The sequence below is a fragment of the Methylobacterium sp. 13MFTsu3.1M2 genome (assembly GCF_900112625.1).
In the GTDB taxonomy this organism is placed as follows: Bacteria; Pseudomonadota; Alphaproteobacteria; order Rhizobiales; family Beijerinckiaceae; genus Methylobacterium.
In genome coordinates this window covers 301,223-327,848 of sequence record NZ_FOMM01000002.1, presented here as the reverse complement: position 1 = coordinate 327,848, position 26,626 = coordinate 301,223, and the positions used below count along the sequence as shown (strand labels likewise).

Annotated in this window: 25 protein-coding genes; 11 read left to right on the top strand and 14 right to left on the bottom strand. The window is 70.9% G+C overall.

What is annotated here, in order from left to right; genetic code table 11:
• Window positions 1-6: 6 nt before the first annotated feature.
• The 7 genes from ureG to BM314_RS01540 form a co-directional block, all read right to left on the bottom strand.
• Complete coding sequence (gene ureG, locus BM314_RS01570) at window positions 7-624, bottom strand: urease accessory protein UreG (RefSeq protein WP_091677028.1); 618 nt, start codon at window positions 622-624, stop codon at window positions 7-9.
• A gap of 9 nt (window positions 625-633) precedes the next feature.
• Window positions 634-1,323 carry an urease accessory protein UreF gene (locus BM314_RS01565; RefSeq protein ID WP_091677025.1) on the bottom strand — a complete coding sequence of 230 codons (690 nt, stop codon included), beginning with the start codon at window positions 1,321-1,323 and terminating at the stop codon, window positions 634-636.
• A complete protein-coding gene (locus BM314_RS01560) occupies window positions 1,310-1,810 on the bottom strand; it encodes an urease accessory protein UreE (RefSeq protein WP_091976590.1) in 501 nt (166 codons plus the stop codon). The genes BM314_RS01565 and BM314_RS01560 overlap by 14 nt, the downstream gene beginning before the upstream one ends.
• A gap of 33 nt (window positions 1,811-1,843) precedes the next feature.
• On the bottom strand, window positions 1,844-2,323 hold the full coding sequence (locus BM314_RS01555) for a DUF29 domain-containing protein (protein WP_020091942.1): 480 nt from the start codon (window positions 2,321-2,323) through the stop codon (window positions 1,844-1,846).
• Window positions 2,324-2,355: 32 nt separating this feature from the next.
• Complete coding sequence (ureC, locus tag BM314_RS01550) at window positions 2,356-4,083, bottom strand: urease subunit alpha (RefSeq protein WP_020091943.1); 1,728 nt, start codon at window positions 4,081-4,083, stop codon at window positions 2,356-2,358.
• 2 nt (window positions 4,084-4,085) lie between these two features.
• Window positions 4,086-4,706: an urease subunit gamma gene (locus BM314_RS01545; protein WP_091976589.1), complete on the bottom strand. Its 621-nt coding sequence runs from the start codon at window positions 4,704-4,706 to the stop codon at window positions 4,086-4,088.
• Window positions 4,707-4,829: 123 nt separating this feature from the next.
• A complete protein-coding gene (locus tag BM314_RS01540) occupies window positions 4,830-5,843 on the bottom strand; it encodes a LysR family transcriptional regulator (RefSeq protein ID WP_056528549.1) in 1,014 nt (337 codons plus the stop codon).
• Between the two features lie 97 nt (window positions 5,844-5,940).
• On the opposite strand from BM314_RS01540, the gene BM314_RS31350 reads away from it, so the two are divergent.
• From BM314_RS31350 to BM314_RS01525, 3 genes are read left to right on the top strand one after another with little or no spacing between them, the layout of a single operon-like run.
• Window positions 5,941-7,194 (top strand): GNAT family N-acetyltransferase, encoded by a 1,254-nt coding sequence (locus tag BM314_RS31350; RefSeq protein ID WP_091976587.1) that lies wholly within the window; start codon window positions 5,941-5,943, stop codon window positions 7,192-7,194.
• Window positions 7,191-7,805, top strand: coding sequence for a cysteine hydrolase family protein (locus tag BM314_RS01530; protein ID WP_091976585.1), 615 nt, complete (start codon window positions 7,191-7,193; stop codon window positions 7,803-7,805). Before BM314_RS31350 ends, BM314_RS01530 begins: the two co-directional genes overlap by 4 nt.
• Window positions 7,798-8,010 carry a hypothetical protein gene (locus BM314_RS01525; RefSeq protein ID WP_091976584.1) on the top strand — a complete coding sequence of 71 codons (213 nt, stop codon included), beginning with the start codon at window positions 7,798-7,800 and terminating at the stop codon, window positions 8,008-8,010. Before BM314_RS01530 ends, BM314_RS01525 begins: the two co-directional genes overlap by 8 nt.
• Here BM314_RS01525 and BM314_RS01520 read toward each other — a convergent pair whose 3' ends face one another.
• On the bottom strand, window positions 8,011-8,190 hold the full coding sequence (locus BM314_RS01520) for a hypothetical protein (RefSeq protein WP_091926624.1): 180 nt from the start codon (window positions 8,188-8,190) through the stop codon (window positions 8,011-8,013).
• A gap of 448 nt (window positions 8,191-8,638) precedes the next feature.
• Window positions 8,639-8,866 (bottom strand): hypothetical protein, encoded by a 228-nt coding sequence (locus BM314_RS01515; protein ID WP_042673504.1) that lies wholly within the window; start codon window positions 8,864-8,866, stop codon window positions 8,639-8,641.
• Between the two features lie 255 nt (window positions 8,867-9,121).
• Here BM314_RS01515 and BM314_RS01510 point away from each other — a divergent pair, with 255 nt between their 5' ends.
• From BM314_RS01510 to BM314_RS01485, 6 genes are all read left to right on the top strand, one after another.
• Window positions 9,122-10,375 (top strand): efflux RND transporter periplasmic adaptor subunit, encoded by a 1,254-nt coding sequence (locus BM314_RS01510; RefSeq protein ID WP_091976582.1) that lies wholly within the window; start codon window positions 9,122-9,124, stop codon window positions 10,373-10,375.
• A 49-nt stretch (window positions 10,376-10,424) separates the two neighbouring features.
• Window positions 10,425-13,589 (top strand): efflux RND transporter permease subunit, encoded by a 3,165-nt coding sequence (locus tag BM314_RS01505; protein ID WP_091976580.1) that lies wholly within the window; start codon window positions 10,425-10,427, stop codon window positions 13,587-13,589.
• Window positions 13,590-13,825: 236 nt separating this feature from the next.
• Window positions 13,826-14,971, top strand: coding sequence for a CaiB/BaiF CoA transferase family protein (locus BM314_RS01500; protein WP_091976579.1), 1,146 nt, complete (start codon window positions 13,826-13,828; stop codon window positions 14,969-14,971).
• Between the two features lie 34 nt (window positions 14,972-15,005).
• Window positions 15,006-15,755 (top strand): SDR family oxidoreductase, encoded by a 750-nt coding sequence (locus tag BM314_RS01495; protein WP_042669500.1) that lies wholly within the window; start codon window positions 15,006-15,008, stop codon window positions 15,753-15,755.
• Between the two features lie 10 nt (window positions 15,756-15,765).
• Complete coding sequence (locus BM314_RS01490; RefSeq protein ID WP_056528575.1) at window positions 15,766-16,914, top strand: acyl-CoA dehydrogenase family protein; 1,149 nt, start codon at window positions 15,766-15,768, stop codon at window positions 16,912-16,914.
• Window position 16,915: 1 nt separating this feature from the next.
• Window positions 16,916-17,749, top strand: coding sequence for an HTD2 family dehydratase (locus tag BM314_RS01485; RefSeq protein ID WP_091976577.1), 834 nt, complete (start codon window positions 16,916-16,918; stop codon window positions 17,747-17,749).
• 114 nt (window positions 17,750-17,863) lie between these two features.
• On the opposite strand, the gene BM314_RS01480 is transcribed toward BM314_RS01485, so the two are convergent.
• Window positions 17,864-18,289 carry an organic hydroperoxide resistance protein gene (locus tag BM314_RS01480; protein WP_020091957.1) on the bottom strand — a complete coding sequence of 142 codons (426 nt, stop codon included), beginning with the start codon at window positions 18,287-18,289 and terminating at the stop codon, window positions 17,864-17,866.
• Between the two features lie 85 nt (window positions 18,290-18,374).
• The gene (gene ade, locus BM314_RS01475; protein WP_091976576.1) at window positions 18,375-20,096 is read right to left on the bottom strand and encodes an adenine deaminase; all 1,722 of its coding nucleotides are present in this window, start codon (window positions 20,094-20,096) and stop codon (window positions 18,375-18,377) included.
• 127 nt (window positions 20,097-20,223) lie between these two features.
• Between ade and ilvD the strand changes: the two genes are divergently transcribed.
• Window positions 20,224-22,053 (top strand): dihydroxy-acid dehydratase, encoded by a 1,830-nt coding sequence (gene ilvD / locus BM314_RS01470; RefSeq protein WP_091976672.1) that lies wholly within the window; start codon window positions 20,224-20,226, stop codon window positions 22,051-22,053.
• On the opposite strand, the gene BM314_RS01465 is transcribed toward ilvD, so the two are convergent.
• The 3 genes from BM314_RS01465 to BM314_RS01455 all read right to left on the bottom strand — a co-directional run bounded on the left by BM314_RS01465 (window position 22,054) and on the right by BM314_RS01455 (window position 24,827).
• Window positions 22,054-22,752: a GDSL-type esterase/lipase family protein gene (locus tag BM314_RS01465; RefSeq protein ID WP_091976575.1), complete on the bottom strand. Its 699-nt coding sequence runs from the start codon at window positions 22,750-22,752 to the stop codon at window positions 22,054-22,056.
• Between the two features lie 3 nt (window positions 22,753-22,755).
• A complete protein-coding gene (locus BM314_RS01460) occupies window positions 22,756-23,778 on the bottom strand; it encodes a lipase (protein WP_091976574.1) in 1,023 nt (340 codons plus the stop codon).
• A 77-nt stretch (window positions 23,779-23,855) separates the two neighbouring features.
• Window positions 23,856-24,827: a GDP-L-fucose synthase gene (locus tag BM314_RS01455; protein ID WP_020091962.1), complete on the bottom strand. Its 972-nt coding sequence runs from the start codon at window positions 24,825-24,827 to the stop codon at window positions 23,856-23,858.
• Between the two features lie 321 nt (window positions 24,828-25,148).
• Here BM314_RS01455 and BM314_RS01450 point away from each other — a divergent pair, with 321 nt between their 5' ends.
• On the top strand, window positions 25,149-26,615 hold the full coding sequence (locus BM314_RS01450; RefSeq protein ID WP_244539817.1) for a hypothetical protein: 1,467 nt from the start codon (window positions 25,149-25,151) through the stop codon (window positions 26,613-26,615).
• Window positions 26,616-26,626: the final 11 nt, after the last annotated feature.

Here is a 26,626-nt window from a genome sequence, read left to right as displayed (position 1 = left end):
GTCGACTCAGCGGCCCAGGCCGCCCGCCTCCTCCACGAAACGCGCCACCGCGTCCGCGCCCGCGCCCTTGCGCAGGGACGCGAACACGTACGGCCGGGTGCCACGCATCCGCTGCGTGTCGGATTCCATCACCGACAGGTCGGCGCCGACGAGCGGCGCGAGGTCCGTCTTGTTGACGATCAGCAGGTCGGACCGGGTGATGCCCGGACCGCCCTTGCGGGGGATCTTCTCGCCGCCGGCGACGTCGATCACGTAGAGCGTGATGTCGGCGAGTTCCGGCGAGAACGTCGCCGCGAGGTTGTCGCCGCCGGACTCGATCAGCACGAGGTCGAGCTTCGGGAAGCGCCGGCTCATCTCGGCGACGGCGGCGAGATTGATCGAGGCATCCTCCCGGATCGCCGTGTGCGGGCACCCCCCAGTCTCGACGCCGAGGATGCGCTCCTCCGGCAGGGCGCCCGCGACGGTGAGGATCCGCGCGTCCTCCTTCGTGTAGATGTCGTTGGTGATGGCGCAGATCTCGTAGCGGTCGCGGAAGCGCTTGCAGAGCTGCTCCATCAGGGCGGTCTTGCCGGAACCGACAGGTCCGCCGATGCCGACGCGGAGGGGGCCGTTCGTGGAGGTCATGCTGCGGGCTCAGGATCGGAAGATGCGGGAATACTGGGTCTCATGGCGGAAGGAGCCGAGATCCAGGCGGAAGGTGGCGGCACCGAGGGCGTCGAGATCCGCCGCGGCGGCCGCCTCGGCGAGCCCGGCGAGGCGCGGCGCGAGGGCGGCCACGACTCGCGTGCCGGCGGCCTGACCCACGGGCGCCGCCCGGAGGGCCGCGGAGACGAGGTTCTGCAGGAAGGCGAGGCCGTAGGCGGCGAGCACGGGGCCCGGATCCATGCGGTGCGCGCCGGCCGCGAGGCCGACCGCGACCGGGTAGGCGACCGGCCCCGGCAGATTGCCGGCCAGGGCGTCGAGGGCGTCGCAGGGCCACGCGCCGCGCGTCGCGTCGAGGAAGCTGCGGCCCTGCTGGCTCGTCTCCAGGTGCAGCTCCCGCGACGGCGCCAGGGCCAGGGCGAGGTCGTTGACGGCTACCAGCGCGGCGCCGTCCGCGGACAGCGCCGCCGCGTGGGCGTGGGTGGCCAGGATCAGGTCGTTGCGCAGGGCGCCGCGCTCGCAGACGTCCCGGAGCCACGCGGTCAGGCTCGCCTCGTCGCGGACGTCGCCCGCTTCGACCGCCCATTCGAGCCCGTGCGAGTAGGCGTAGGCCCCGACCGGGTAGCCGGGCGACAGCCACGCCATCAGGCGCAGCGCCTCCAGGGCGTCAGCCCGCGGCATGGTGGTGCTGATGGCCGCCGTGCGGGTGGTCGTGCCCGTGGTCGTGCCCGTGGCCGCCGGAATAGGCGCCGCCCTCGGGCCGGAACGGGCGCTCCACCGGCTCGGCGGTGCCGCCGAGGCCCCGGACCATCTCGGCGAGGACGTGGTCGTGCGCAATCCAGACCGCGTCCGGGCCGATCTCGGCGGCGATGTGCCGGTTGCCGATGTGCCAGATCAGGCGCTTGAGGGCGTGATCGCCGGCGGCCCGGATCTCGAGCAGGCGCTCCGGCGCGGCCTCGACCCAGACGAGGCGTCCGTCCTGCAGGACCAGAGCGTCGCCGTCCTCCAGCACGGTCGGCTCCGGAAGGTCCAGCAGGAAGCTCAGCCCCCCGGCGCCGCGCATGGCGACGCGGCGGCGGTGGCGGTCGCCGTGATCGAGGACGACGCGGTCGACGATCTCGCCACCCGACAGGGCGTCGCGGCGGAGGATGCGGGTGGCGCGGATCATGGTCGACGGTTCGGGCTGGATACTCGGGCGCGGTCAGACAACGTCCGTCTCCGGCGTGCCCGGATAGAAGCCGAGCTCACGGATCTGCTCGATCGCGTAGGGACAAGATTTCGGAAAGACGGATCCGGGCAAGCCCGTCTCGCTCGCGGCCCCGAGAACAGCGACGGAATAGGCCTTCGCGAGCACCGCATCCGGCCAGGACTGGAGGCTGGGGCTCATGTCGATCAGGTCATCGATCCGGATGCGCTGCTCGAGGATGGTCGCGCGCCAGCCGTACTTCCGCTTCTCCGGCTGGAATTCCCACTTCAGCAGGTGCAGCAGCAGGATGGCGAGACGGCTCCGGATCTCGGCTTTCTGGGATCCGCCCAAGCTCTCGATCTCCTCGGCGACGTTGGCGCGGTCCAGATCCGGCCAGCGCCCGGCCCGGAGCAGGGCTGCCTGCTCCTCGGTCCAGAGGCAGAGATCGGTCGTGTAGAGGTCGTCCCTCGCCGGAAGCTGGGCGATCTTCGTCATCGCGGCTCTCCTGCCACCGAGCCCATCCTATCTCAGAACAGGAAGTAGCGCTGCGCCATCGGCAGCACCTCGGCCGGCTCGCAGACCAGCAGCTCGCCGTCGGCGCGCACGTCGTAGGTCTCCGGATCGACCTCGATGACCGGCGTGGCGTCGTTCAGCACCATGCTCTTCTTCGAGATGCCGCCGCGGACGTTCTCCACCGCGACCAGCTCCTTCTGCACGCCCAGCCGCTCCCGCAGGCCGTCCTCCACCGCCGCCCGCGAGACGAAGGTGAGGGCGGTTGCGAAGGGCGCCCGGCCGTAGGCGCCGAACATCGGCCGGTAGTGCACCGGCTGCGGCGTCGGGATCGAGGCGTTCGGGTCGCCCATGGGCGCGGCCGCGATGCTGCCGCCCTTCAGCACGAGGTCGGGCTTCACGCCGAAGAAGGCCGGCGTCCACAGCACGAGGTCGGCGAGCTTGCCGGGCTCCACCGAGCCGATGTGCCGGGAGATGCCGTGCGCGATGGCCGGGTTGATCGTGTACTTGGCGACGTAGCGGCGCGCGCGCAGGTTGTCGGTGCCGGACGCGTCGCCCGGCAGGGCGCCCCGCTGGCGCTTCATCTTGTCGGCGGTCTGCCACGTGCGGATGATGACCTCGCCGACCCGGCCCATCGCCTGGCTGTCGGAGGACATCATCGAGAGCGCGCCGATGTCGTGCAGGATGTCCTCGGCCGCGATGGTCTCGCGCCGGATCCGGCTCTCCGCGAAGGCGAGATCCTCGGGGATCGACGGGTCGAGGTGGTGGCACACCATGAGCATGTCGAGATGCTCGTCGATCGTGTTCCACGTGTAGGGCCGCGTCGGGTTGGTGGACGACGGCAGCACGTTCGGCAGCCCGGCCACCTTGATGATGTCCGGCGCGTGGCCGCCGCCCGCGCCCTCGGTGTGGAAGGCGTGGATGGTCCGGCCCTTGAAGGCCGCGATCGTGTCCTCGACGAAGCCCGATTCGTTGAGCGTGTCGGTGTGGATCATGACTTGGATGTCGTGGGCGTCCGCCACCGACAGGCAGGTATCGATCGCCGCGGGCGTGGTGCCCCAGTCCTCGTGCAGCTTCAGCGCGCAGGCACCCGCCCGCACCATCTCGACGAGGCTCTCCGGACGGGACGCGTTGCCCTTCCCGGCGAAGGCGAGGTTCATCGGGAAGGAATCCGCCGCCTCGATCATCCGGGCGATGTGCCAGGGGCCCGGCGTGCAGGTGGTGGCGAAGGTGCCGTGCGCCGGGCCGGTGCCGCCGCCGAGCATCGTGGTGACCCCCGAGCAGAGCGCCTCCTCGATCTGCTGCGGGCAGATGAAGTGGATGTGGCTGTCGAAGCCGCCCGCCGTCAGGATCTTGCCCTCGCCGGCGATGACCTCGGTGCCAGGCCCGACCACGATGTCGACCCCGGGCTGCACGTCCGGATTGCCGGCCTTGCCGAGCCGGAAGATCCGGCCGCGCACGATGCCGACATCGCACTTCACGATGCCCCAGTGGTCGAGGACCACCGCGTTGGTGATCACCGTGTCGACGGCGCCGTCGGCGTTCGTGGCCTGGCTCTGGCCCATGCCGTCGCGGATGACCTTGCCGCCGCCGAACTTCACCTCCTCGCCGTAGGTGGTGAAGTCGCGCTCGACCGTGATCTCCAGGCTCGTGTCCGCGAGCCTGATGCGGTCGCCGACGGTCGGTCCGAACATGTCGGCGTAGGCCGAGCGCGGCAGGCTGGCGGGCTTGGGCGTGTTGGCCATGATCAGAGCTTGCCCATCACGTCGCCGCGGAACCCGTAGACGGTGCGCCCGCCGGAGAGCGGCACCAGCGCCACTTCCCGCGTCGATCCCGGCTCGAACCGCACGGCGGTGCCCGGCGCGATGTCGAGGCGCTTGCCGCGGGCCTGCTCCCGCGGGAACACGAGGCCCGGATTGACCTCGAAGAAGTGATAGTGCGAGCCGACCTGGATCGGCCGGTCGCCGACATTGGCGACCTCGATCACGGTCCGCTCGGCGCCGGGGTTGAACACGATCTCGCCGGGCAGAGTCGTCACAGCGCCGGGGATGTCGGACGAGGCCGCACCGCGGATCGGGTGATGCACGGTGACGAGCTTCGTGCCGTCCGGGAAGGTCGCCTCCACCTGGATGTCGTGGATCATCTCGGGCACGCCCTCCATGACCTGATCGGCGTTCAGCACGGTGGCGCCGGCCTGCATCAGGTCGGCCACGGTGCGGCCGTCCCGCGCGCCCTCGACCACGAAGTCGGTGATCAACGCCACCGATTCCGGATGGTTGAGCTTCACGCCGCGGGCGAGGCGGTTGCGCGCCACCTGCGCCGCCATGGCGATGAGCAACTTGTCCTTCTCACGGGGCGTCAGCAGCACGGGCAACCTCGTCGTCGCGGCGGCCGGAGCAAGGATCATGCGCGCGGCGCGGTCAAGGGCGGGCGTCGGCCGTTGCAGGACCCGGACCAGCGGCCGTCGCGGCCCGCCGGAATCACGGAGGCGTCACGGCGTCATGGCGATGAAGCCGGCGAACAGGTCGGGCAGGGGGGCGCCTTTCACGGCACCCGGCAGGTCGCGGGGGTGGATGAACTCGTCCCGGAACCAGGGATAGCGCTTCGGATCGAAGGAGGCCCGTAGCCAGTCGATCGTCCGCCGCACGCGGGTGATCCGCTCGGCGTCCGGGTGATAGGTCAGCCAGATGTCGACGCTGAAGCGGCCGAGATTGTCCACAGGGACGACCTGCGCGCCGATCGCGCTGGCATAGGTCGGCAGCAGGCCGATCCCGGCCCCCTTGGCGATGGCCCAGTAATACGCGCTGCTGACGTTGATCTTCAGGGTGATCGGGACCTTCGCGGGGAAGCCCGGCACCGTGCGCACGTAATCCTCGAGGGCGACGGTCTGGCCGCCGTCCTGCACCACGATCCGGTGGCGCTCCAGGTCCTCGGGGCGCGCCGGGAGCCCGTAGGTCTCCTCGTAGCTCCGCGCGGCGTAGGGCACCATGTGGATCCGGCCGAGCTTGACGATGCGCAGGTCCGGGCTGGTCGGCCGCGTCAGCTGGATCGCGACGTCGGCCTCCAGCCGCAGGACGTCGGCGGATTCCATCGCGCAGCGGAGGTCGACGGTCAGGCGCGGGTTGGCGCGCTGGAACTCGACGAGGCGCGGCGCGAGCCAGAACGCCCCCAGCCCCTCCGTCACGGCGATCCGCACCTCGCCGGTCTCGGCGAAGGGCGCGCCCTCGCCGGTGCGCACCAGGCTGAACGCCGCCGCCTCCATGCGGCCGGCGGCCTCGAGGATCGCGTGGCCCTCAGCGGTGAGGCGGATGCCGTCGACGTGGCGGGTCAGCAGCGGCGCGCCGATCAGCGCCTCGAGATCGTCGATCCGGCGCCGCACCGAGTTCACCGACAGGCCGAGCTTCGTGGCCGCCGAGCGGAAGCTGCCGGACCGCTGGAGCGCCAGGAAGACCCGGATGCTCTGCCAGTCGGGCATCGGGTCCCGGATCGCCTCCGCCTGTTCCATCGACGGAACACCCCTGTTTCAAATTTTGCACATACAGACAGAGCGCTAGATGCGAAGTGCTTAACCGTCAATCCGTACCCGAATGACAGGTCATCCGATGACGGTGCACATTGCTCGCGCGCAGTTCGTGGCCAAGGACGCCGATCAACTCGGTACAGCGCTAGTCTCTCCCGAGCCGCGGCACGCGCTGAATGCGCTCGAGGTCGGCCGAATTGCCCGGCACCTCGTCATCTTCACGCCGACCCCGGACGATCTGGCGCGGCTGATCGCGTCGGCGCGCGCGGATCTGCCCGATCTCGCGCCCCTGCGCACCGTCCAGCGGGTGATGTCGATCAATCCCGACAGCGTCGTGGCGATCGCCCAGCGCCACCGGTTCGACGCCGCGGATCCGCGGGGCGAGGGGTTCGTGGCCTGCCTGATGCTGAACGCCGACGGCCTGGCGGCGCTCAAGGCCGGGACGCTCGACGCGTCCGATCCGCCCGCCGCGATGCTGGCCGGCCAGCACGAACGCCCGGCCGGGATCTACGTCTGGGCCGTCTACGCGCGGCGGCGCCTCTCCGGCGGCGTCGGCCTCGTCTTCGACCGTCTGTCGAGCCCGACCTACCGGGGCGTCGACTTCTACGCCCGCGCGGCCACCCCCGAGGGGGCCGACCTCCTGACGACTCTCGGCTTCACGGCGCAGACCTCCGTCCGCGGTGCCCTGTACCATTTCGCCCGCGCACCGAAGGCGGAGCCGGCGCCCCCGTACGACACCCACCGCTCCGGCGGGACCGGCATCAGCGTCGCGGTCGCGCGGAACATGGAGGACCTGTCGCGCGTGATCGCCCTGCGCGCCGCCGTCTACATGGCGGAACAAGCCTGCCCGTACGAGGAGGAGTTCGACGGCAACGACCTCTCGGCGACGCACCTGATCGGCTACGTCGGCGACGAGCCGGCGGGCTGCCTGCGCATCCGGTTCTTCGCGGATTTCGCCAAGATCGAGCGCCTCGCGGTCCGGGCCGAGTTCCGCAACACGCGCCTGTCCTTCGCGCTGGTCCGCGCCGGGATCGAGCTGGCCCGGGTCAAGGGCTACCGGCGGCTCTACGGCCACGCCCAGAAGCGCCTCGTCGGCTTCTGGAGCCGCTTCGGCTTCCGGGTCTTCGAGGGCGCGCAGGAGCTGGTCTTCTCGGATTTCGACTACGTCGAGATGCTGATGGAGGCGGAGCCGCACCCGCAGGCGATCGGCCTCGGCGCAGATCCCTACGTCATCATCCGACCGGAGGGGCGCTGGCACCAGGCGGGCGCCCTCGACCGCTCGCGGAGCCGCGCCGTGACCCGCCCGTCCGTCGACCGGGCGGTGGCCGCGCGATGAACCGGCCGATCAACCCGGCGCTGTATCGCCGGCCGCGCAGCGTCCCGGCCCTGGTGCTGGTGGACATGCAGCAGGAATACGAGATCGCGGGCCGCCCGCTCGCCCTGGCGGGGATCGAGCCCGCTCTGTCGAATTGCCGGCGCGCCCTCGCGCATGCCCGCGCGAGCGGCATGCAGGTCGTCTACGTCCGCTGGATCGGCGCGCCGCTGTTCCAGGCGGGCAGCCGCTTCGTCCGCTGGATCGAGGGGTTCGAGCCGCACGGCTGCGACATGATCTTCGACCGGGATCGCCCGTCCTGCTACGCCAGCCCCGCCTTCGCGGACGCGATGGAGCGGGGATCGCCGCCGCTCGTCATCGCGGGCTTCGCCGGCGAGTCGTCCTGCCTCGCGACGGCGGTCGACGGCTTCCACCGCGGCCAGGACGTGACCTTCCTGTCCGACGCCTCCGCGAGCCACGACCTCGACGGGATCTCCGCCGACGAGATCCACCGGTCGGTGAGCGCGGTGATGCGGGTGTTCGGCGACGTCACCGACACGCAATCCTGGATCGCGGCCTCGGCGCCTTTCAGGCCCCAGCCCACAGCTTCGAGACCCACGCACGCCAATGACTGACCGAAGCCAGAATCACGGGGTTCCGGAGGGGGTCCCGGCCGGCGACGATGTGGACCTGCGCCTCGGCCGGCACGCGATCGAGCTGCTGCAGGCGGCGCGCGAGGCCGGCGAGCCGACGCTGATCGCGCAGGCCGAGGCCATGGCGATGGCGGTCGGCTTCGTGCTGGCGAGCCGGCTGCCGGGCGGCGCGCCGGAGACCGCGTGATCAGTCGGCGCCGTCCTCGCCGCCGATGAGGCGCATGGCGCGCAGGCGCGCGGTCCGCTCGTCCTGGGCGCGCCGGTCCGCGGCGAGCGCCCGCCAGAGCACGACGAGCTCATCCGCGACAGGCGAATCGACGGTTTCGTCGGCATCGCGCGCGATATTGGCGTGATCGAAGGCGTCCATGTTCGAGGTTCCGCGCCTTGAGATGCGGTCCGCTAACAGGACAGGATCGCGATCGTCCAGCCCGAAAGTTGAGCAGATCCTGTACAAGCCGACGGGATCGTCACGCGCCGCGCAATCCATCGCCGGCAAACCGAACACCGGATCGTAGATCGGCGAGGATGGGGAGGCTGACGGCGGTCGATCGACCGGGACGATGATCCGGTTCGACCGAATTGCATCCGGAGCCGCTGTTCCGCCGCCTGCCGGGACATGAATTCAATAATCTATTGACGATAATCGATAAATACGCGACCGGCCACGCCGCCCGCCGCCTCGAACAGTGTCCGCACGGGGCCGCGCACGCCGCGAGCCCTCAGAAACATCTCGGACACCGAACTGTGACAAGCCCGACCGGTATCGGCCAGGGCCCGGGCGCCGCACGGGTGCGTCCGATCGGACCGCGAGCACCTCAGGCCCGGGATCGCGTCAGCGCGGCGATGATGGATTCGACCACCACGATCTGCTCCTGCACGGCGACCAGCCGCGGCCCGGCATCCGCGCCGTCGCCCAGCACGAAGGTGCCCTTCTGCCGCCGCGCGTCGCGCAGCTTGCGCACCGACGCGACGATGACCTGCCGCTCCTCGATCAGCGCGTCGCGCAGTTCGTTCAGGCCGTCCAGTTCCAGGGTCGAGGCCATGCGGCGTCCCGGTCTCACATCCTCGGCGCGGCGTCGGCGGCCATCCCGCGCGGGCACGCCGGGCGCCTGTCGTCCGCGCGGAGCGTCCGGCCCCGCGGCGCGGCCCACTCTCGGCGGCGGTAGCACGCTTTCCGCTCACGGAACATTGCCGCGATCCGGGGAGCGCCGCGATGTCCGGCGCGGCCATTGTATGCTATTGAATGCAAAATTATCCCGGTCCGCGAAGCGGTCGGATCAACGGGCGGATAGCGGCGCATGCTGAGTGAGGACGTGCACGACCGCGACGGGTCTCGCGCGGACGAGACGGTCACGGACCGGGGCCACGGCGACGCGCGCCGCGCCGCGATCAAACCGGCGAAGAAGCGCTCGGGCGCGGCCGGCCTGATCCTCCTGCTGCTCGCCGTCGCGGGCGGCGGTGCCTACGGCTACACGCGCCTGAATCAGCCCGCAGTGAAGTCCCGGGCGGCGGCCCCGCCGCCGGTGCCCGTCACCCTCGGAACGGTCGAGCAGGGGCCGTTCGCCCTCGTGTCGAACGGCCTCGGCACCGTCCAGGCGTACAACACCGTCCAGGTGCGCACGCGCGTCGACGGCGAGATCCAGCAGGTCGCGTTCCGCGAAGGTCAGACCGTCCGCAAGGGCGACGTGCTCGTGCAGATCGACCCGCGGCCCTACCGGGCGGCGCTGGATCAGGCGAAGGCCAAGAAGGAGCAGGACACGGCCAACCTCGGCAACGCGAAGGCGGACCTCGTCCGCTACACCGGGCTGGGCGCCTTCGCGTCCCGGCAGCAGACTGAGACGCAGACGGCCCTGGTCGCCCAGCTCACCGCGCAGGTGGCGTCCGACCAGGCGGCCATCGACAACGCCACGACGCAGCTCGGCTACGCCACGATCCGCGCGCCCATCGACGGCGTCACGGGCTTCCGGCAGGTCGATATCGGCAACATCGTCAACGCGGCCGGCCAGACCCCGATCGTGACGATCACCCAGGTCGAGCCGATCTTCGTGGTGTTCACGGCCCCGGAGGATCAGCTGCCCGCCATCACCGCGGCCCTCAAGGCCGGTGACGTGCCGGTGGAGGCCTGGACGTCGGACGGGCTGACCAAGCTCGCCGACGGCAAGCTCGCCCTGTTCAACAATCAGGTCGACACCGCGACGGGCACGATCCGCCTCAAGGCCGTCTACGAGAACAGGAACCACGCGCTGTGGCCGGGCCTGTCGGTCTCCACCAAGATGCGCGTCGGCACGGTCGCGGTCGCCACGACGGTGCCGGACGACGCGATCCAGCACGGGCCCGACGGGCTGTTCGCCTTCGTGGTGGACGATGCCAGCCGGGCGCATCAGCGCGCGCTGAAGGCGGGCCGCTCGGATTCGGGGCGGACGCGCGTTCTCAGCGGCGACCTCCGGCCCGGCGAGCGGGTGATCGTCGCCGGCCAGTACAAGGTGCAGGACGGCAGCCTCGTGGCCGATCCGCACGCGGCCCACACCGCGCAGGCGGAGGCGGTCCAGTGACGCGCGCCGGACGCCTCACGGCGGGCGCGTCCCCGCGCGGGGCCCGGCCATGAAGGGCGGCATCTCGGCGCCGTTCATCCGGTTCCCGGTGGCGACCACGCTGATCATGGTCGGCATCCTGTTCCTCGGGATCGTGGCCTACCCGCTGCTCGGCGTCGCACCGCTGCCGCAGGTGGATTTCCCGACCATCCAGGTGACCGCGCAGCTCCCCGGGGCCAGCCCGGAGACGATGGCCTCGTCGGTGGCGCAGCCCCTGGAGCGGCAGTTCTCGCAGATTCCCGGCGTGTCGCAGATGACCTCGACGAGCTCCCTCGGGATCTCGACGGTCACGGTCCAGTTCGACCTCAACCGCAACATCGACGGCGCCGCGAGCGACATCCAGGCGGCCATCAACGCCGCCAGCGGCCAGCTCCCGAAGAATCTCCCGACCCCGCCGACCTACCGCAAGGTCAATCCGGCCGATTCGCCGATCCTGCTGCTCTCGGCCACCTCCGACAGCATGCCGCTGATCGACGTCGACGACGCGGTCGACGTCCAGCTCGCCCAGCGGATCAGCCAGATCTCGGGCGTCGCGCAGGTCTTCATCGGCGGCCAGCAGAAGCCCGCCGTGCGGATCCAGATCGACCCGGCCAAGCTCGTGGCCAAGGGCCTGTCGCTGGAGGACGTGCGCGCGCAGCTCACCCTCACCACGGTCAACAACCCGAAGGGCAGCATCGACGGCGGCAGCCACAGCTACACCATCTACGCCAACGACCAGCTCACCGCGGCGCACAACTGGAACGACGTCATCGTCGCCTATCGCGACGGCGCGCCGCTGCGCGTCCGCGACATCGGACAGGCGGTCGCCGGCCCCGAGGACACCAAGCAGGCCGGCTGGACCAACGGCAAGCGCGGCATCTTCCTGGTCGTGTTCAAGCAGCCCGGCGCCAACGTCATCGACACGGTCGACAGCATCAAGGCCCAGCTGCCCCGCCTGACCGCCACACTGCCAGCCGCCATCAAGGTCGGCATCCTGAGCGACCGCACGCAGACCATCCGCGCCTCGGTCGAGGACGTGCAGTTCACCCTGCTGCTGACGATCGCGCTGGTCGTCGGGGTGATCTTCGTCTTCCTGCGCAGCTTCTGGGCGACCGTGATCCCGAGCGTGACCGTGCCGCTCGCGCTGCTCGGCGCCTGCGCGCTGATGTGGATGGCGGGCTACACCCTCGACAACCTCTCGCTGATGGCGCTCACCATCTCGGTCGGCTTCGTGGTCGACGACGCCATCGTCGTGCTGGAGAACATCAGCCGCTACGTCGAGGAGGGGATGCGGCCCATGGAGGCCGCCTTCAAGGGCGCGGGCGAGATCGGCTTCACCATCGTGTCGATCTCGGTGTCGCTGATCGCCGTGCTGATCCCGCTCCTGCTGATGGGCGGCATCATCGGAAGGCTGTTCCGCGAGTTCGCCGTGGTGCTGTCGATGACCATCGCGGTCTCGGCCTTCGTGTCGCTGACGCTGACCCCGATGATGGCCTCGCGGCTGCTGAAGGCCCACGACGCCGAGCGCCACGGCCGCCTCTACCGCATGAGCGAGGCCGCCTTCGACTGGCTGCTGGCGGTCTACGCCGACGCCCTCGACGTCGCGCTGCGCTTCCGCCGCGTCACGCTGCTGGTCTTCTTCGCCACGCTGGCGCTGACCGGCTACCTGTTCGTCGCCATCCCGAAGGGCTTCTTCCCGCAGCAGGACACCGGTTTCATGATCGGGGTCACCGAGGCGTCGCAGGACATCTCCTTCTCGGCGATGAAGGCGCTGCAGGAGAAGGTCGGCGCGATCGTCCAGGCCGATCCCGCGGTCGCCACCGTCGGCATGTCGCTCGGCGGCAACGGCCAAGCGCTCAATTCCGGGCGCATGTACATCACGCTCAAGCCCCGCGACGAGCGCGACGTCAACGCCTTCCAAGTGATCGGCCGGCTGCGCCCCAAACTGGAGCGCGTCGAGGGCATCCGGACCTTCATCCAAGCGACCCAGGACGTGCGCACCGGCGGCCGCACCTCGCGGACGCAGTTCGAGTACACCCTCCAGGACCCGGACCTCGCCGAGCTGAACACCTGGGCGCCGCGCATCCTCGACAAGATGAAGACGCTGCCGGAGCTGCGCGACGTCGCCACCGACCAGCAGACCCGCGGCACGACGCTGACGCTGTCGATCGACCGCGACGCCGCCTCGCGCTACGGCATCACGCCCCAGCTCATCGACGACACGCTCTACGACGCGTTCGGCCAGCGCCAGATCGCGCAGTACTTCACGCAGCTCAACAGCTACCACGTCGTCCTAGAGGTGCTGCCGGCGCTGCAGGGCAGCGTCGAGAGCCTCGACAAGATCTACATCAAGGCGCCGATCGGCGGCGGGCAGGTGCCGCTGGCGGCCTTCGCCCGCTGGACGACGGTTCCGGTGGCGCCGCTGGCCGTGAACCACCAGGGGCAGTTCCCGGCGGTGACGATCAGCTTCAACCTCGCCCCCGACGTCGCCCTCGGGCAGGCCACGGAGGCGATCGGCCGGGCGATGCGGGAGCTGCAGGTCCCGCCGACCGTTGTGAGCGGCTTCCAGGGCACCGCCCAGGCCTTCCAGCAATCGCTCTCGACGGTGCCGCTGCTGATCCTGGCGGCCCTGTTCGTGGTCTACCTGATCCTCGGCATCCTCTACGAGAGCTTCATCCACCCGATCACCATCCTGTCGACGCTGCCCTCGGCCGGCGTCGGCGCCCTGGCGGTGCTGATGTGGGCGGGATACGACTTCAGCCTGATCGCGCTGATCGGCATCATCCTCCTCATCGGCATCGTGAAGAAGAACGGCATCATGCTGGTCGACTTCGCCATCGTCGCCGAGCGGGAGGAGGGCCTCTCGCCCGAGGTCGCGATCCGGAAAGCCGCGCTGCTGCGCTTCCGGCCGATCCTCATGACCACGATGGCGGCCCTGCTCGGCGGCATCCCGCTGATGGTCGCCACCGGGACCGGCTCGGAAATCCGGCAGCCCTTGGGCTACGCCATGGTGGGCGGCCTCGCGGTCAGCCAGGTGCTGACGCTGTTCACCACGCCGGTGATCTACATCTACCTCGACCGGCTGGCGCACCGCTTCTCGTTCCGCGACAAGCCGCGGGCGGTGGACGCGGCGCTCGATGACCCCGAGCCGGTGGAGGAGGTCCGCGGCCCGCCAACGCTGCGCGCGGCGGAGTGAGTCCGACCGCCGTCTCTGCGAGCGGAGCGAAGCGATCCAGATACGCCGCGCTCGCCGACGTCGCGCTTCCCTGGATTGCTTCGCTCCGCTCGCAAAGACGCTGAGCGCGGCGAAAGCGACGTCCCGAAGCCAATGGCCGGGCAGCCCTGTCACCGCGGCCCGCTTGGCGGGGCTTCTCGCCGTTCCAGTTCATGCGGCACCGGCCCTCTGAGACCGCGGGAAGCCGAAGGATGCGGATGAGCCAGAACCTGCCGCTGCGAGGGCTGACCGTGCTCGCCCTGGAGCAGGCCGTCGCCGCGCCCTACTGCACCTCGCGGCTCGCCGATGCCGGGGCCCGGGTCATCAAGATCGAGCGGCCGGAGGGGGATTTCGCCCGCGGCTACGATGCGGCGGTCAATGGGCTGGCGAGCTACTTCGTCTGGCTCAACCGCGGCAAGGAGAGCCTCGTCGCCGACATCAAGGATCCGGCCGACGCCCGCCTCCTGCACGCGATCCTCGCCCAGGCCGACGTGTTCGTGCAGAACCTCGCCCCCGGCGCGGCGGCCCGGGCGGGCTTCGGCTCGGCGGAGTTGCGCGCGCGCTACCCCCGGCTGATCACCGTCGACATCTCCGGCTACGGCGCCGGCAACGCCTACAGCGACATGAAGGCCTACGACCTGCTGGTCCAGGCCGAGAGCGGGCTCGCCGGGATCACCGGCCACCCGGCGGGGCCCGGCCGCGTCGGCGTCTCCGTCTGCGACGTCGCCTGCGGGATGGACGCCCACGCCGCGGTCCTCGAGGCGCTGATCGCCCGCGGGATTACCGGGCAGGGCTGCGCCCTGGAGGTCAGCCTGTTCAGCGGCGCCGCCGACTGGATGAACGTCCCGCTGCTCTACTTCGAGGGGACCGGCAAGGCGCCCCAGCGGGTCGGCCTCGCGCACCCGTCGATCTGTCCCTACGGCGCCTTCCCCACGGCCGACGGCAGCCTCGTGCTGATCTCGATCCAGAACGAGCGCGAATGGGCGAATTTCTGCGCCGGCGTGCTCGGGGAGCCGGAGCTCGCCCGGGCCGAGGGCTTCGCATCGAACAACGCCCGTGTGGCCAACCGCGCCGCGGTCGACCTGCGCATCGGCGCCGCGCTGGTGCGGCTGACCCGCGACGCGGCCGCCGCCCGGCTGAAGGCGGCGGGCACCGCCTACGGTTTCGTCAACACGCTGGCGGACCTCGCCACGCACCCCGCGCTGATCCGCGCGGAGGTCCGGACGCCTTCGGGGCCGGCCCGGATCGTGGCGCCGCCGGTGCTGATCGACGGCGCGGTCCGCGCCCTCGGGCCGGTCCCGGCGATCGACGAGCACGGGGCGCGGATCCGCACGGAATTCGCGCCCCGGGCTCGAGGACAGTGATCTGGCAGCGCATCGGAACGGGCGGGAGGAGACGATGAGACTGGACGGCAAGATCGCGCTCGTGACGGGGGCCGGCAGCGGCTTCGGGGCCGGGATCGCCCAGCGCTTCGCCGCGGAGGGCGCCAGGGTGGCCTGCGTCGACATCGACGGCGCGGCGGCCGGGCGCGTCGCGGCGGCGCTCGGCGAGAACGCCATCGCGATCGCCGCCGATGTCGGTCTGGCCGCCGACGTCGCCGCCAGCGTCGCCGAGACGCGGCAGCGCTTCGGCGTGCCGAGCATCCTCGTCAACAACGCCGGCACCACCCACCGCAACAAGCCGCTGATGGAGGTGACGGAGGAGGATTTCGACCGGGTCTTCCGGGTCAACGTGAAGTCGATCTTCCACTACGTCCGGGAAGTCGCCCCGCTGATGCGCGACGCGGGCGGCGGCGCGATCCTCAACGTCAGCTCGACGGCGGCGCTGCGGCCGCGCCCGGGTCTGACGTGGTACAACGCCTCCAAGGGTGCGGCGAGCCTCGCCTCGAAGTCGCTGGCCCTGGAATTGGCACCCTGGAAGATCCGGGTGAACGCCCTCTGCCCGGTCATGGGCGCCACGGGGCTCCTCGAGCACTTCATGGGCGTCCTCGACACGCCCGAGAACCGCGACCGCTTCATCGCCACGATCCCGCTCGGGCGCCTGTCGGAGGCGAGCGACATCGCCGCCGCCGCCCTGTTCCTCGCCTCCGACGAGGCGGCGTTCATCACCGGCGTCGATCTCCCCGTCGACGGCGGCCGCACGGCCTGAGGAGCCCCCGATGGAAGCCTATACCGAGATCCGCGAGGCGGTCGCCAAGCTCTGCGCCGGCTTCCCGGGACCGTACTGGCGGGCCCTCGACCGGGAGATGGCCTACCCGACCGAATTCGTGAACGCGCTGACCGAGAGCGGCTACCTGTCGGTGCTGATTCCCGAGGCGTACGGCGGCTCCGGCCTGCCGCTCTCGGCGGCCGCCGCGATCCTCGAGGAGGTGCAGCGGGCGGGCTGCAACGGCGGCGCCTGCCACGCGCAGATGTACACGATGGGCACGCTGCTGCGGCACGGCTCGGAGGCGCAGAAGGCCGAGTACCTGCCGGGCATCGCGGAGGGCCGCCTGCGGCTCCAAGCCTTCGGCGTGACCGAGCCCACCTCCGGCACCGATACCGGCAGCCTGAAGACGACGGCCCGCCTGGAGGGCGATCACTACGTCGTCAACGGCCAGAAGATCTGGACCAGCCGCGCCGAGCATTCGGACCTGATGCTGCTCCTCGCCCGCACCACGCCAAGGGCCGAGGGCATGAAGCGCACGGACGGGCTGTCGGTGCTGCTCGTCGACATGCGCGCAGCCAAGGGCAACGGCCTGACGATCCGGCCGATCCGCACGATGATGAACCATGCCACCACGGAGGTGTTCTTCGACAATCTCCGCGTTCCGGCGCAGAACCTCATCGGCGAGGAGGGCAGGGGCTTCCGCTACATCCTGTCCGGCATGAACGCGGAGCGGATCCTGATCGCCGCCGAGTGCGTCGGCGACGCCAAGTGGTTCATCGACAGGGCCCGGGCCTATGCCGGCGAGCGGACCGTCTTCGGCCGGCCGATCGGTGCCAACCAGGGCGTGCAGTTCCCCATCGCCAAAGCCTACGCGAACATGCGCGCGGCCGAGCTCATGGTCCGCGAGGCGCTGACCCTCTACGAGGGCGGCGCCAATCCCGGGGCCGAGGCCAACATGGCCAAGATGCTCGCCGCCGACGCCTCCTTCGAGGCCGCCAACGCCTGCATCCAGACCCATGGCGGCTTCGGATTCGCCGAGGAGTACGACGTGGAGCGCAAGTTCCGCGAGACGCGCCTCTATCAGGTCGCGCCGATCTCCACGAACCTGATCCTCGCCTACCTGTCCGAGCACGTGCTCGGCCTGCCGCGCTCGTACTGACATGACCGATCTCAGCGCCTGGATCGGCCGGACGCGGGCGGCGTCCGACCTCGTCACCCCGCGCCTCCTCGCCGAGTTCCGCGCGACCTTCGCGCCGCACCTGGCGCCGGTCGCCGACGGGATCGCGCCGCCGGCCCTGCACTGGTGCCTCGCGCCGGAGACGCCGCCGGCCGACTCCCTCGGGCCCGACGGCCACGCCGCCAAGGGCGGCTTCCTGCCCCCGGTGCCGCTGCCCCGGCGGATGTGGGCGGGGGGCGAGATCGAGACGCTCTCGGACCTGCGCGCGGGGGACACGGTCACGCGCACCGAGACCGTGCGGGACGTCGCCTTCAAGAGCGGGCGGAGCGGGAGCCTGTGCTTCGTCACCGTCGACCACACGGTCTCGACAGAACGGGGCGTCGCGATCCGCGAGCGGCAGGATATCGTCTACCGCGAGGCGGCGGGCGCGCAGACGGGAACCGGCGCCGCACCCGAGCGCGACGGTTCCGAATCCTACGCGGTGATCTGGGAGGTGCCGGCGACGCCGACGCTGCTGTTCCGCTACTCGGCGATGACCTTCAACGGCCATCGCTTCCACTACGACCAGCCCTACGCGACGCGGGTGGAAGGCTACGCCGACCTCGTCGTGCACGGCCCGATGCAGGCGACGCTGCTGATGAACCTCGCCGCGACGCTCCTCGGACGCGTGCCGCGGACGTTCACGTATCGCGGGGTCGCGCCGATGACGGCGAACCAGGTGTTTCGAGTCTGCGGGCGGGTCGCCGGGACGGCGTTCGAGGGCGTGACCCTCGACGCGGGAGGGCATGTCTGCATGCGGGCCCGGGCCGGCGGGTGAGCGGCCGCGGACGCTCGGTCCGCATCCGAGATTGGGCCGGGATCGGCACCCCCGTCGCGCCGCGCGCGAAAAAAGCGGCCCGCGGACGCGTCCGCGGGCCGGCCCCGGGCGGGATCAGGCCAGCTTCAGGCCGACGTTGACGTTGCCGCGGGTCGCGTTGGAGTACGGGCAGACCTGATGGGCGGCGTCGACGAGCTTCTGCGCGTCGGCGCGGTCCAGGCCCGGGAGGCTGATGGTCAGGTCGGCGGTGATGCCGAAGCCGCCCTCGGAGCGCGGGCCGATGCCGACATCGGCGGTGACGGTGGTCTCGGCCGGGACCTTCAGCTGCAGCGACGGCGCGACGGCCTTCATGGCGCCGAGGAAGCAGGCCGAGTAGCCGGACGCGAAGAGCTGCTCCGGGTTCGCGCCCGGACCGCCCGCGCCGCCGAGCTCCTTCGGGGTCGAGAGCTTGACCTCGAAGCTGCCGTCGGCAGTCCGGGCGGCGCCGTCGCGGCCGCCGGTGGCCGTGGCGGTGGTACGGTACTTCACGTCTACGGGCATGGGACTCTCCGGTTTGGGGATGCCGCCGGCATGTAGGCGCCGACTCGCCTCCGCACAGCCCACTTAGATTGCGCGCAATCTAATTTCAAGGATCGATCAGCGCGAAGCGGTCTACATCGACGAGCCCACGATCGGTTATCTTCAGGTGGGGGATCACCGGCAGGGGCAGGAAGGCCACCTGCAGGAAGGGTTCGGGAAGGACGACCTCCAGGCTTCGCGCCGCGTCGCGCAGGGTTACGAGCGACCGGCGGATGGCGTCGAACGGCATGAGACTCATGAGCCCGGCGACCGGCAGCGCGATCTCGGCCAGCACACGGCCGCCCTCGACCACCACGAAGCCGCCCTCGATCGCGCCGAGCCGGTTCACCGCCACGGCCATGTCGGCGTCGTCCGCCCCGACCACCGTGATGTTGTGGCTGTCGTGCCCGACCGACGAGGCGATGGCGCCGCGCTTGAGGCCGAAGCCCTTCACGAACGCGACCCCGACGCCGCGCGCGCCCGGCTGTGTCCGGCCGTGGCGCTCGACCACCGCGACCTTGATGACGTCCTGGTCGAGGTCGATCCGTCGCTCGCCGCCGGAATAGGGCAGGGTCAGGTCGTGCCGCAGGGTGATGATCTTGCCGGGCACGACGCCGATCACCGGCGTCGACGGCCCGGAGCCCGGAGCGGCGAAGTCGGCGGCCGTCACGTGCCGCGCCCGCACGCTCCGGCGGCCGATCGGCTCGATCGACGCGCGCGCGTCGAAGAGCGCCGCGCCCACCGGCCGGCCCGCGCTGAGGACTTGCGACACGGCACAGGCGGCGAGATCGTCGAGCACCACGAGGTCGGCGCGCTGGCCGGGCGCGACGAGGCCCCGGTCGTGCAGCCCGAAGGCGCGGGCCGCCGACCAGGAGGCCGCCCGGTAGGCGGCCAGCGGCGGCACGCCGAGGGCGATGGCCGTGCGGATGACGAAGTCGAGGTGCCCCTCCTCGGCGATGTCGAGGGGATTCCGATCGTCGGTGCAGAAGGCCAGGAACGGCGCCGTCCGCTCGGTCAGGATCGGCGCGAGGGCGTGCAGGTCCTTGCACACCGAGCCCTCGCGGATCAGCACGGTCATGCCCTTGGACAGCTTCTCGCGGGCCTCCTCGGGCGATGTCGCCTCGTGCTCGGTGCGGATGCCCGCCGCGATGTAGCCGTTGAGGCCGAGGCCGCGCAGGAGCGGCGCGTGCCCGTCGATGTGCCGCCCCTGGAAGGCCGCGAGCTTGTCCAGCACGCCCGGGTCGCCCGCCAGCACGCCCGGGAAGTTCATGAACTCGGCGAGGCCGATCACCTTGGGGTGCGTCGCGAAGGGCAGGAGATCCTGCGCCTCGATCCGGGCGCCCGAGGTCTCTAGGTGGTCGGTGGCCGGCACGCAGGACGAGAGCTGCACCCGCAGATCCATCGCCAGCGTCTCGGAGGATCTGAGGAACCACGTGAAGGCGTCGGTGCCGAGCACGTTGGCCATCTCGTGCGGGTCGCAGATCCCGGTGGTGACGCCGTGCGGCAGGACGCACCGCTCGTATTCCTGCGGCGGCATCAGCGACGACTCGACGTGGAAATGCGTGTCGATGAAACCCGGCACCACGATCTTCCCGGACGCGTCGATCTCCCGGGCGCCGCGATACTGCCCGAAGGTCCCGACGATCCGGTCGCCGCAGATCGCGATGTCGGAGGCCACCAGATCGCCGGTGACGAGGTCGAGGAAGTGGCCGCCCTTCAGGACCAGATCGGCCTCGGCCCGGCCCTGACCCTGCGCGATCGCGCGCCGGAGGAAATCCACCTGTGTCATCGCGATCCGCCCCTCCCGCCTGCCATCCGCCAGAAGCATGCCACGGGTGCCGGTCTCCCGGCGACGCTTGCGGATGCGCGGGCGCGGGCGCAGAAGCCCTTCACCTTTGAACCAGTCGAAGCTCTCGATGCCTGCCTATCGCTCACGCACCACCACCCACGGTCGCAACATGGCCGGTGCCCGCGGCCTCTGGCGCGCCACCGGCATGAAGGATTCGGATTTCGGCAAGCCGATCATCGCGGTGGTGAACTCCTTCACGCAGTTCGTGCCGGGCCACGTTCACCTCAAGGACCTCGGCCAGCTCGTCGCCCGGGAGATCGAGGCGGCCGGCGGCGTCGCCAAGGAGTTCAACACCATCGCGGTCGATGACGGGATCGCGATGGGCCACGATGGGATGCTGTACTCGCTGCCGTCCCGCGAGCTGATCGCCGATTCCGTCGAGTACATGGTCAACGCGCACTGCGCCGACGCGATGGTGTGCATCTCGAACTGCGACAAGATCACCCCCGGCATGCTGATGGCGACGCTGCGCCTCAACATCCCGACCGTCTTCGTCTCGGGCGGCCCGATGGAGGCCGGCGAGGTCCAGCTGCCGGGCATCGCCAGGAAGGTCGACCTCGTCGACGCGATGATCGCGGCGGCCGACGACCGGATCTCCGACGAGGACGTCGCCGTCATCGAGCGCTCCGCCTGCCCGACCTGCGGCTCCTGTTCGGGCATGTTCACGGCGAACTCGATGAACTGCCTCACCGAGGCCCTCGGGTTGGCCCTGCCGGGCAACGGCTCGGTGCTCGCCACCCACGCCGACCGCAAGCGCCTCTTCGTCGAGGCCGGCCACCTGATCGTCGATCTGGCCCGCCGCCACTACGAGCAGGACGACGCCAGCGTGCTGCCGCGCGCGGTCGCGAGCTTCCAGGCGTTCGAGAACGCCATGACCCTCGACATCGCCATGGGCGGCTCGACCAACACGGTGCTGCACCTGCTGGCCGCCGCCTACGAGGGCGAGGTGCCCTTCACCATGGCCGACATCGACCGGCTGTCCCGGCGGGTGCCGGTGCTGTGCAAGGTCGCCCCGGCGGTGGCCAACGTCCACATGGAGGACGTCCACCGGGCGGGCGGCATCATGGGGATCCTGGGCGAGCTCGACCGGGCCGGCCTGATCGACACCGGCGTCGGCAACGTCTCGGCCGGAACGCTCGGCGGGGCGCTCGCCCGCTGGGACGTGCGCGGCGAACCGGCCGCTTCGGTCCAGACCTTCTATCGCGCGGCCCCGGGCGGCGTGCCGACCCAGGTGGCGTTCAGCCAGGAATCGCGCTTCGACGCGCTCGACCTCGACCGGGAGGGCGGCGTCATCCGCGACGCGGCGCACGCCTACTCGCAGGATGGCGGCCTCGCCGTGCTCTACGGCAATCTCGCCGAGCAGGGCTGCATCGTGAAGACCGCGGGCGTCGACGCCTCGATCCTGACCTTCACGGGCACCGCCCGCGTGTTCGAGAGCCAGGACGCGGCCGTCGACGGCATCCTCAACGGCAAGGTCACGGCCGGCGAGGTGGTGCTGATCCGCTACGAGGGCCCCCGCGGCGGCCCCGGCATGCAGGAGATGCTCTACCCGACGAGCTACCTGAAATCGAAGGGTCTGGGTAAGGCCTGCGCTCTCGTCACCGACGGGCGGTTCTCCGGCGGGTCGTCGGGCCTGTCCATCGGGCACGTCTCGCCCGAGGCGGCCGAGGGCGGCCTCATCGGCCTCGTGCGGGACGGCGACCGGATCGCCATCGACATCCCGAACCGGCGCATCCACCTCGATGTCGAGACGGCAGAGCTCGACCAGCGGCGGGCCGCCCAGGAGGCGGCGGGCTGGCAGCCGGCGAAGCCGCGCAAGCGGAAGGTGAGCGCGGCCCTGCGCGCCTACGCCATGCTCACGACGAGCGCGGCGCACGGCGCGGTGCGCCGGGTCTGATCAGCGGAGCTCGAGGACCAGGGCGGCGATGGCGGCCAGCAGGGCCGCCGCCGCCACCGCGGCGCCGATGAGGCGCGCGCGGACGGACCGCGTCGCCTTCGCGGGCGCGCCCTTCACACACAGCGCAGGCGCGGATGGGGCATCCGGGATGCGCCCCAGCGCCCGGAGCATCAACGGTTCGATCGCCGCGTATCCGGCCGGGCTCAGGTGGAGCCCGTCCGTCCCGTAATCCGGCAGGAGCCCGCCGGACTCGGACACCAGCACGGCGTGGTAATCGATGAACGTCGCGCCGTGCTCGTGGGCGTGGTCCCGGAGCCACGCGTTGACCGCAGCGATCATGGCGGGGGCGTCCCGCACCTCCGGATTCCACGGGATGCCGTCCACCGGCGTGAGCGAGCCGATCCAGGCCTTCACACCCAGGGCGCGGGCCTCGTCGAGCATGCCGGCGAGCGTGCGGCAGATCTCCTCGACCGGGACGAAGACACCCTCGTTGCGGCCGATATCGTTGACGCCGCACAGGAGATGCACGCCCCGGGCGCCGGTCTCCGCGAGGTCGCGGGCGAACCGCATGGTGATCCAGCGCGCCGTCTGGCCGGAGCCGCCACGGGGGATGAGGTCGTAAGCCTCGAAAGTGCCGGCCCGGTGGAAGCCCCAGAGCTCCGTGATCGAGTCGCCCACGAAGACGATCGGTTCGGCCATGGCTCAGGCGGCCGTCGCCGCCCCGACCGTCTCGACCACCTCCGCCTGGAGACGGTCGGCCATCACTTGGCGCCCCTCCGAAGTCACGTGGACGATGTCGGTGAACAGGGCGCGGGCGTCGGCCTCGAACAGCCGGCTCAGATCCCGCGCCGCGAAGGCCCGGTCGGCCGTGTCCAGCCGAACGAGGACATTCTCGAAGCGCTCGTACTGGCGGTCGAGATAGGCGAGGAACGCGCCGGACGCGGCGCCGGCCTCCGCGCCCGCGAGCGTCCCCTTGCGGACGACCGTCGGTTGCAGGAGGAACCGGACCGGCGCGCCGATCCCGGGCGCGAGCCGCGCGAGTCGCCTGAGCGCCAGCTCGAACTGCCGCACCACCTCCCATTCCCAGATGTCGGACTGCCAGTTCGTGAGCGCGCGCAGGTTCTCGAGGCGATTGAAGATCATCGCCTGCAGGCCGTCATACGACAGGTCCTCCGCGTCCTCGGCGGATTTCCTCGGGTCGAAGAAGTAGTCGTAGAGGCTCTCGTTCGCGAAGTGATTGTAGGGAACGCCGGCCCGCGGATCGAAGCTCCACGGCTGAAATATGTCGGTCGCGCCGCCGACGACCAGGATGACGTCGGGCTGCAGGTCCATCAGCCGCGTCGTGATCAGGGCGATCATCTGGTTGAGACAGGCCGAGACCGCGCCGAAATTGTAGACCCGCGCGCCGGGCCCGTGCGCCTGTTTCAGCCCGGTCTCCAGCCGTCCGGGCACGGTGTCGGCGAAGACCTGGCCGTCGATCAGCGTGCTGTCGCCGACGACGAAGACCCGCAGCGTCTCGGACGGCGGCCGCGCGTCCGCGTGCGCGTCGTTGCGATACCCGAGGGCGTCGTAGCGCCAGCCCTGACCGGACGCCTCGGCCAGCGGCTTCCCGGCGAACTGCGCGTAGGGCGCGGGAAACCGGCTGTTCGCGTCGAAATTCTGGAAGCTCTGCAGGAACTTCCGCCGTCGCGCGTCCGCGCTGTCGTCGGGCGGCCGGTGGGCCATGGTCCGTCTCCTCGCCGGGCGGATGCCCGGTGGCTGTGCGATGGTCGGTGAGCCGGGCGGCGCGACGGCGGGCCCGCTCAGCTCCGCAGCGTCGCGTGGTTCTCCAGGAACCAGCCGTAGGTCTGGCGCAGGCCGTCCTCGAGGGCGATCTCCGGTCGCCAGCCCATCGCCCGCAGCCGCGACACGTCCATCAGCTTGCGCGGCGTGCCGTCCGGCTTGGTCGCGTCGAACGCCAGCTCGCCCGCGTAGCCGATCACCCGCGCGAGCGCCTCGGCGAGCTGACGGATGGTGCAGTCCTCACCCGTCCCGACGTTGATGTGCGAGAGGTCGGGGCGCGTGTTCGCGGCGTAGACCGCGTCGTCCATCTCCATCACGTAGACGCTGGCCCGCGCCATGTCGTCGACGTGCAGGAACTCGCGCATCGCCCGGCCGGTGCCCCAGACCGTGACCTTCGCCAGACCCTCCCGCTTCGCCTCGTGGAAGCGGCGCATCAGCGCCGGCAGCACGTGGGCGTTCTCGGGATGGAAGTTGTCGTTCGGGCCGTAGAGGTTCGTCGGCATCACGCTGCGATAGCGGCGCCCATACTGGCGGTTGTAGCTCTCGCACATCTTGATCCCCGCGATCTTGGCGATCGCGTAGGGCTCGTTGGTCGGCTCGAGCAGCCCGGTCAGCAGGGCGTCCTCGCGCATCGGCTGGGGCGCGAGCTTCGGGTAGATGCAGGACGAGCCCAGGAACAGCAGCCGGTCGACGCCGTGCGTGTGCGCGGCGTCGATCAGGTTCGACTGGATCAGCAGGTTCTCGTGGATGAACTCGGCCGGGTAGGTGTTGTTGGCGTGGATGCCGCCGACGCGCGCGGCGGCGAGGTAGACCTGGTCGATGCGGTTCTCGGCGAAGAAGCGCCGGACCGCGGCCTGATCGAGGAGGTCGAGGGTCCGGCGGTCGGCCGTGAGGATCCGCTCGTGACCGAGCTCACGCAGGCGACGCACGATCGCCGAGCCCACCATGCCGCGATGGCCCGCCACGAAAATGGTCTGACCTCGACCGTCCATCACGCGTCCGTTCCCTGCCGAAAGCTCGGATTTCCAAGCCCCTATAGCCCCTTTGCGGCGCGATATCGCCGCGCAAACACGCGTTTTCTGAGGCGGGCCACGGGGCGCGCGCCGGCCTCCGCGAACCGCGTCGTTGTACGGGAAACGACGAAACCAAATACAACTGAAAGTTAGCGTTAATCATTCTACCAGAAGCTGCATCTCGTTCCTGCTTGCCGACCAACGGGTTGCAGGGCCGGATCGGAATCGCTCCCCGGCCGCGCAGCAATGGAGTTCCAGATGCGTCCCTTGACCGTCGTCCCGGTTACGCCGCGGACTGCGATGATCGCTGTCATCCGTCCGGGCGCCGCCCGCGCGATCCCGATCGCGGCCGGGCTCCTGCTCTGCACGGCCCTGGCGACGCCCGCCCAGGCGCAGCTCCTGCGCGGCGCGCTGGATACAACCACGAATGGCATCCTCGGCACCGGGCTCACGATCGGCACGAGCAGCCCCGGCAGCGGCGTGCTCGGAACCGGCCTCAACGTCGGCACGACGAGCGGCGGGCTTCTCGGCACCGGCGTCACGGTCGGTACCACTGATCCCGGCACCGGCGTGCTGGGGACCGGCCTCAACGTAGGAACCACCAGCGGGGGTGTGCTCGGGACCGGCGTGCTCGTCGGCACGACCGGTCCGGGAGACGGGCTGCTCGGCACCGGTCTCACCCTGGGAACCGCGGGAGGGACCGGAACGGGCGGCTGCGGCACATGCGGCGGCACCGGCGGGGGTGGGACCGGCGGAGGCGGAACCGGTGGTGGTGGTACCGGTGGCGGGTCCAATCAGGGCATCTACATCATCACCGGCAACGTGACGCAGTCCCAGGGGCAGACCGTCATCAACGAGCTGAGGCTCTCGCAGCTCACGAGCGTCACGGGCGTCGCCGCCAACAACACCAGCAACCAGGCCGCGCCGATCGCCGTCGGCAGCGACGCGCTGGCGGTGGGCTACGGTTCGAGCGCGGCCGGGACGGCCTCGACCGCGGTCGGCACGGGCGCCAGCGCCGCCAACACCGGCAGCGTCGCCCTCGGCTACGCGGCCAGCGCGCAGGGCCTCGGCGGAACGGCGATCGGCACGGCCTCCGCGGCGTCCGGAGCCGGCAGCACCGCCCTGGGCTTCGTCGCCGGCGCGACCGGGACCGGCTCGACCGCCGTCGGCGCGGCCGCCTCGGCGGCCGGCAACAACAGCGTCGCGCTCGGCAACGGGGCGGCCGCCAATCAGGCCAACACGATCGCGATCGGCGCGAACGTCAAGACGACCCAGGCCAACCAGGTCGCGATCGGCAATTCCGCGAACACCTACAGGCTCGCCGGCATCGCCTCGCAGGCGAGCGCCGCCGCGCAGAGCGGAGCGACGGCCTTTGTGACCACGGACGCGAACGGCAACCTCGCGGCCTCGGCCTACGGACCGTCGACGATCGCCGGCCTCGGTAACCGGATCGATTCGGTGCAGGCGCAGGTCAACAACCTGGAAGCCAAGACCGACTCGGTCCAGCGCTACGCCATCCAGACCCGCAAGGAGGCCCGGCAGGGCGTCGCCATGGCCATCGCGATGGCGACCGCGCCGATGCCGTCGGCGCCGGGCAAGACGACCTGGGCCACCAACGGGGCGACCTACCGGGGCGAGTGGGCGGGCGGCCTCGCCGTGGCGCACCGGTTGCCGACCTGCTGCGTCCCGATCGCGGTGACCGCCGGCGTGGCCTACGGCGGCGACAACGCCGTCGGTGTCCGCGCCGGTCTCGCAGGCGAGTTCTGACGCGACCATCG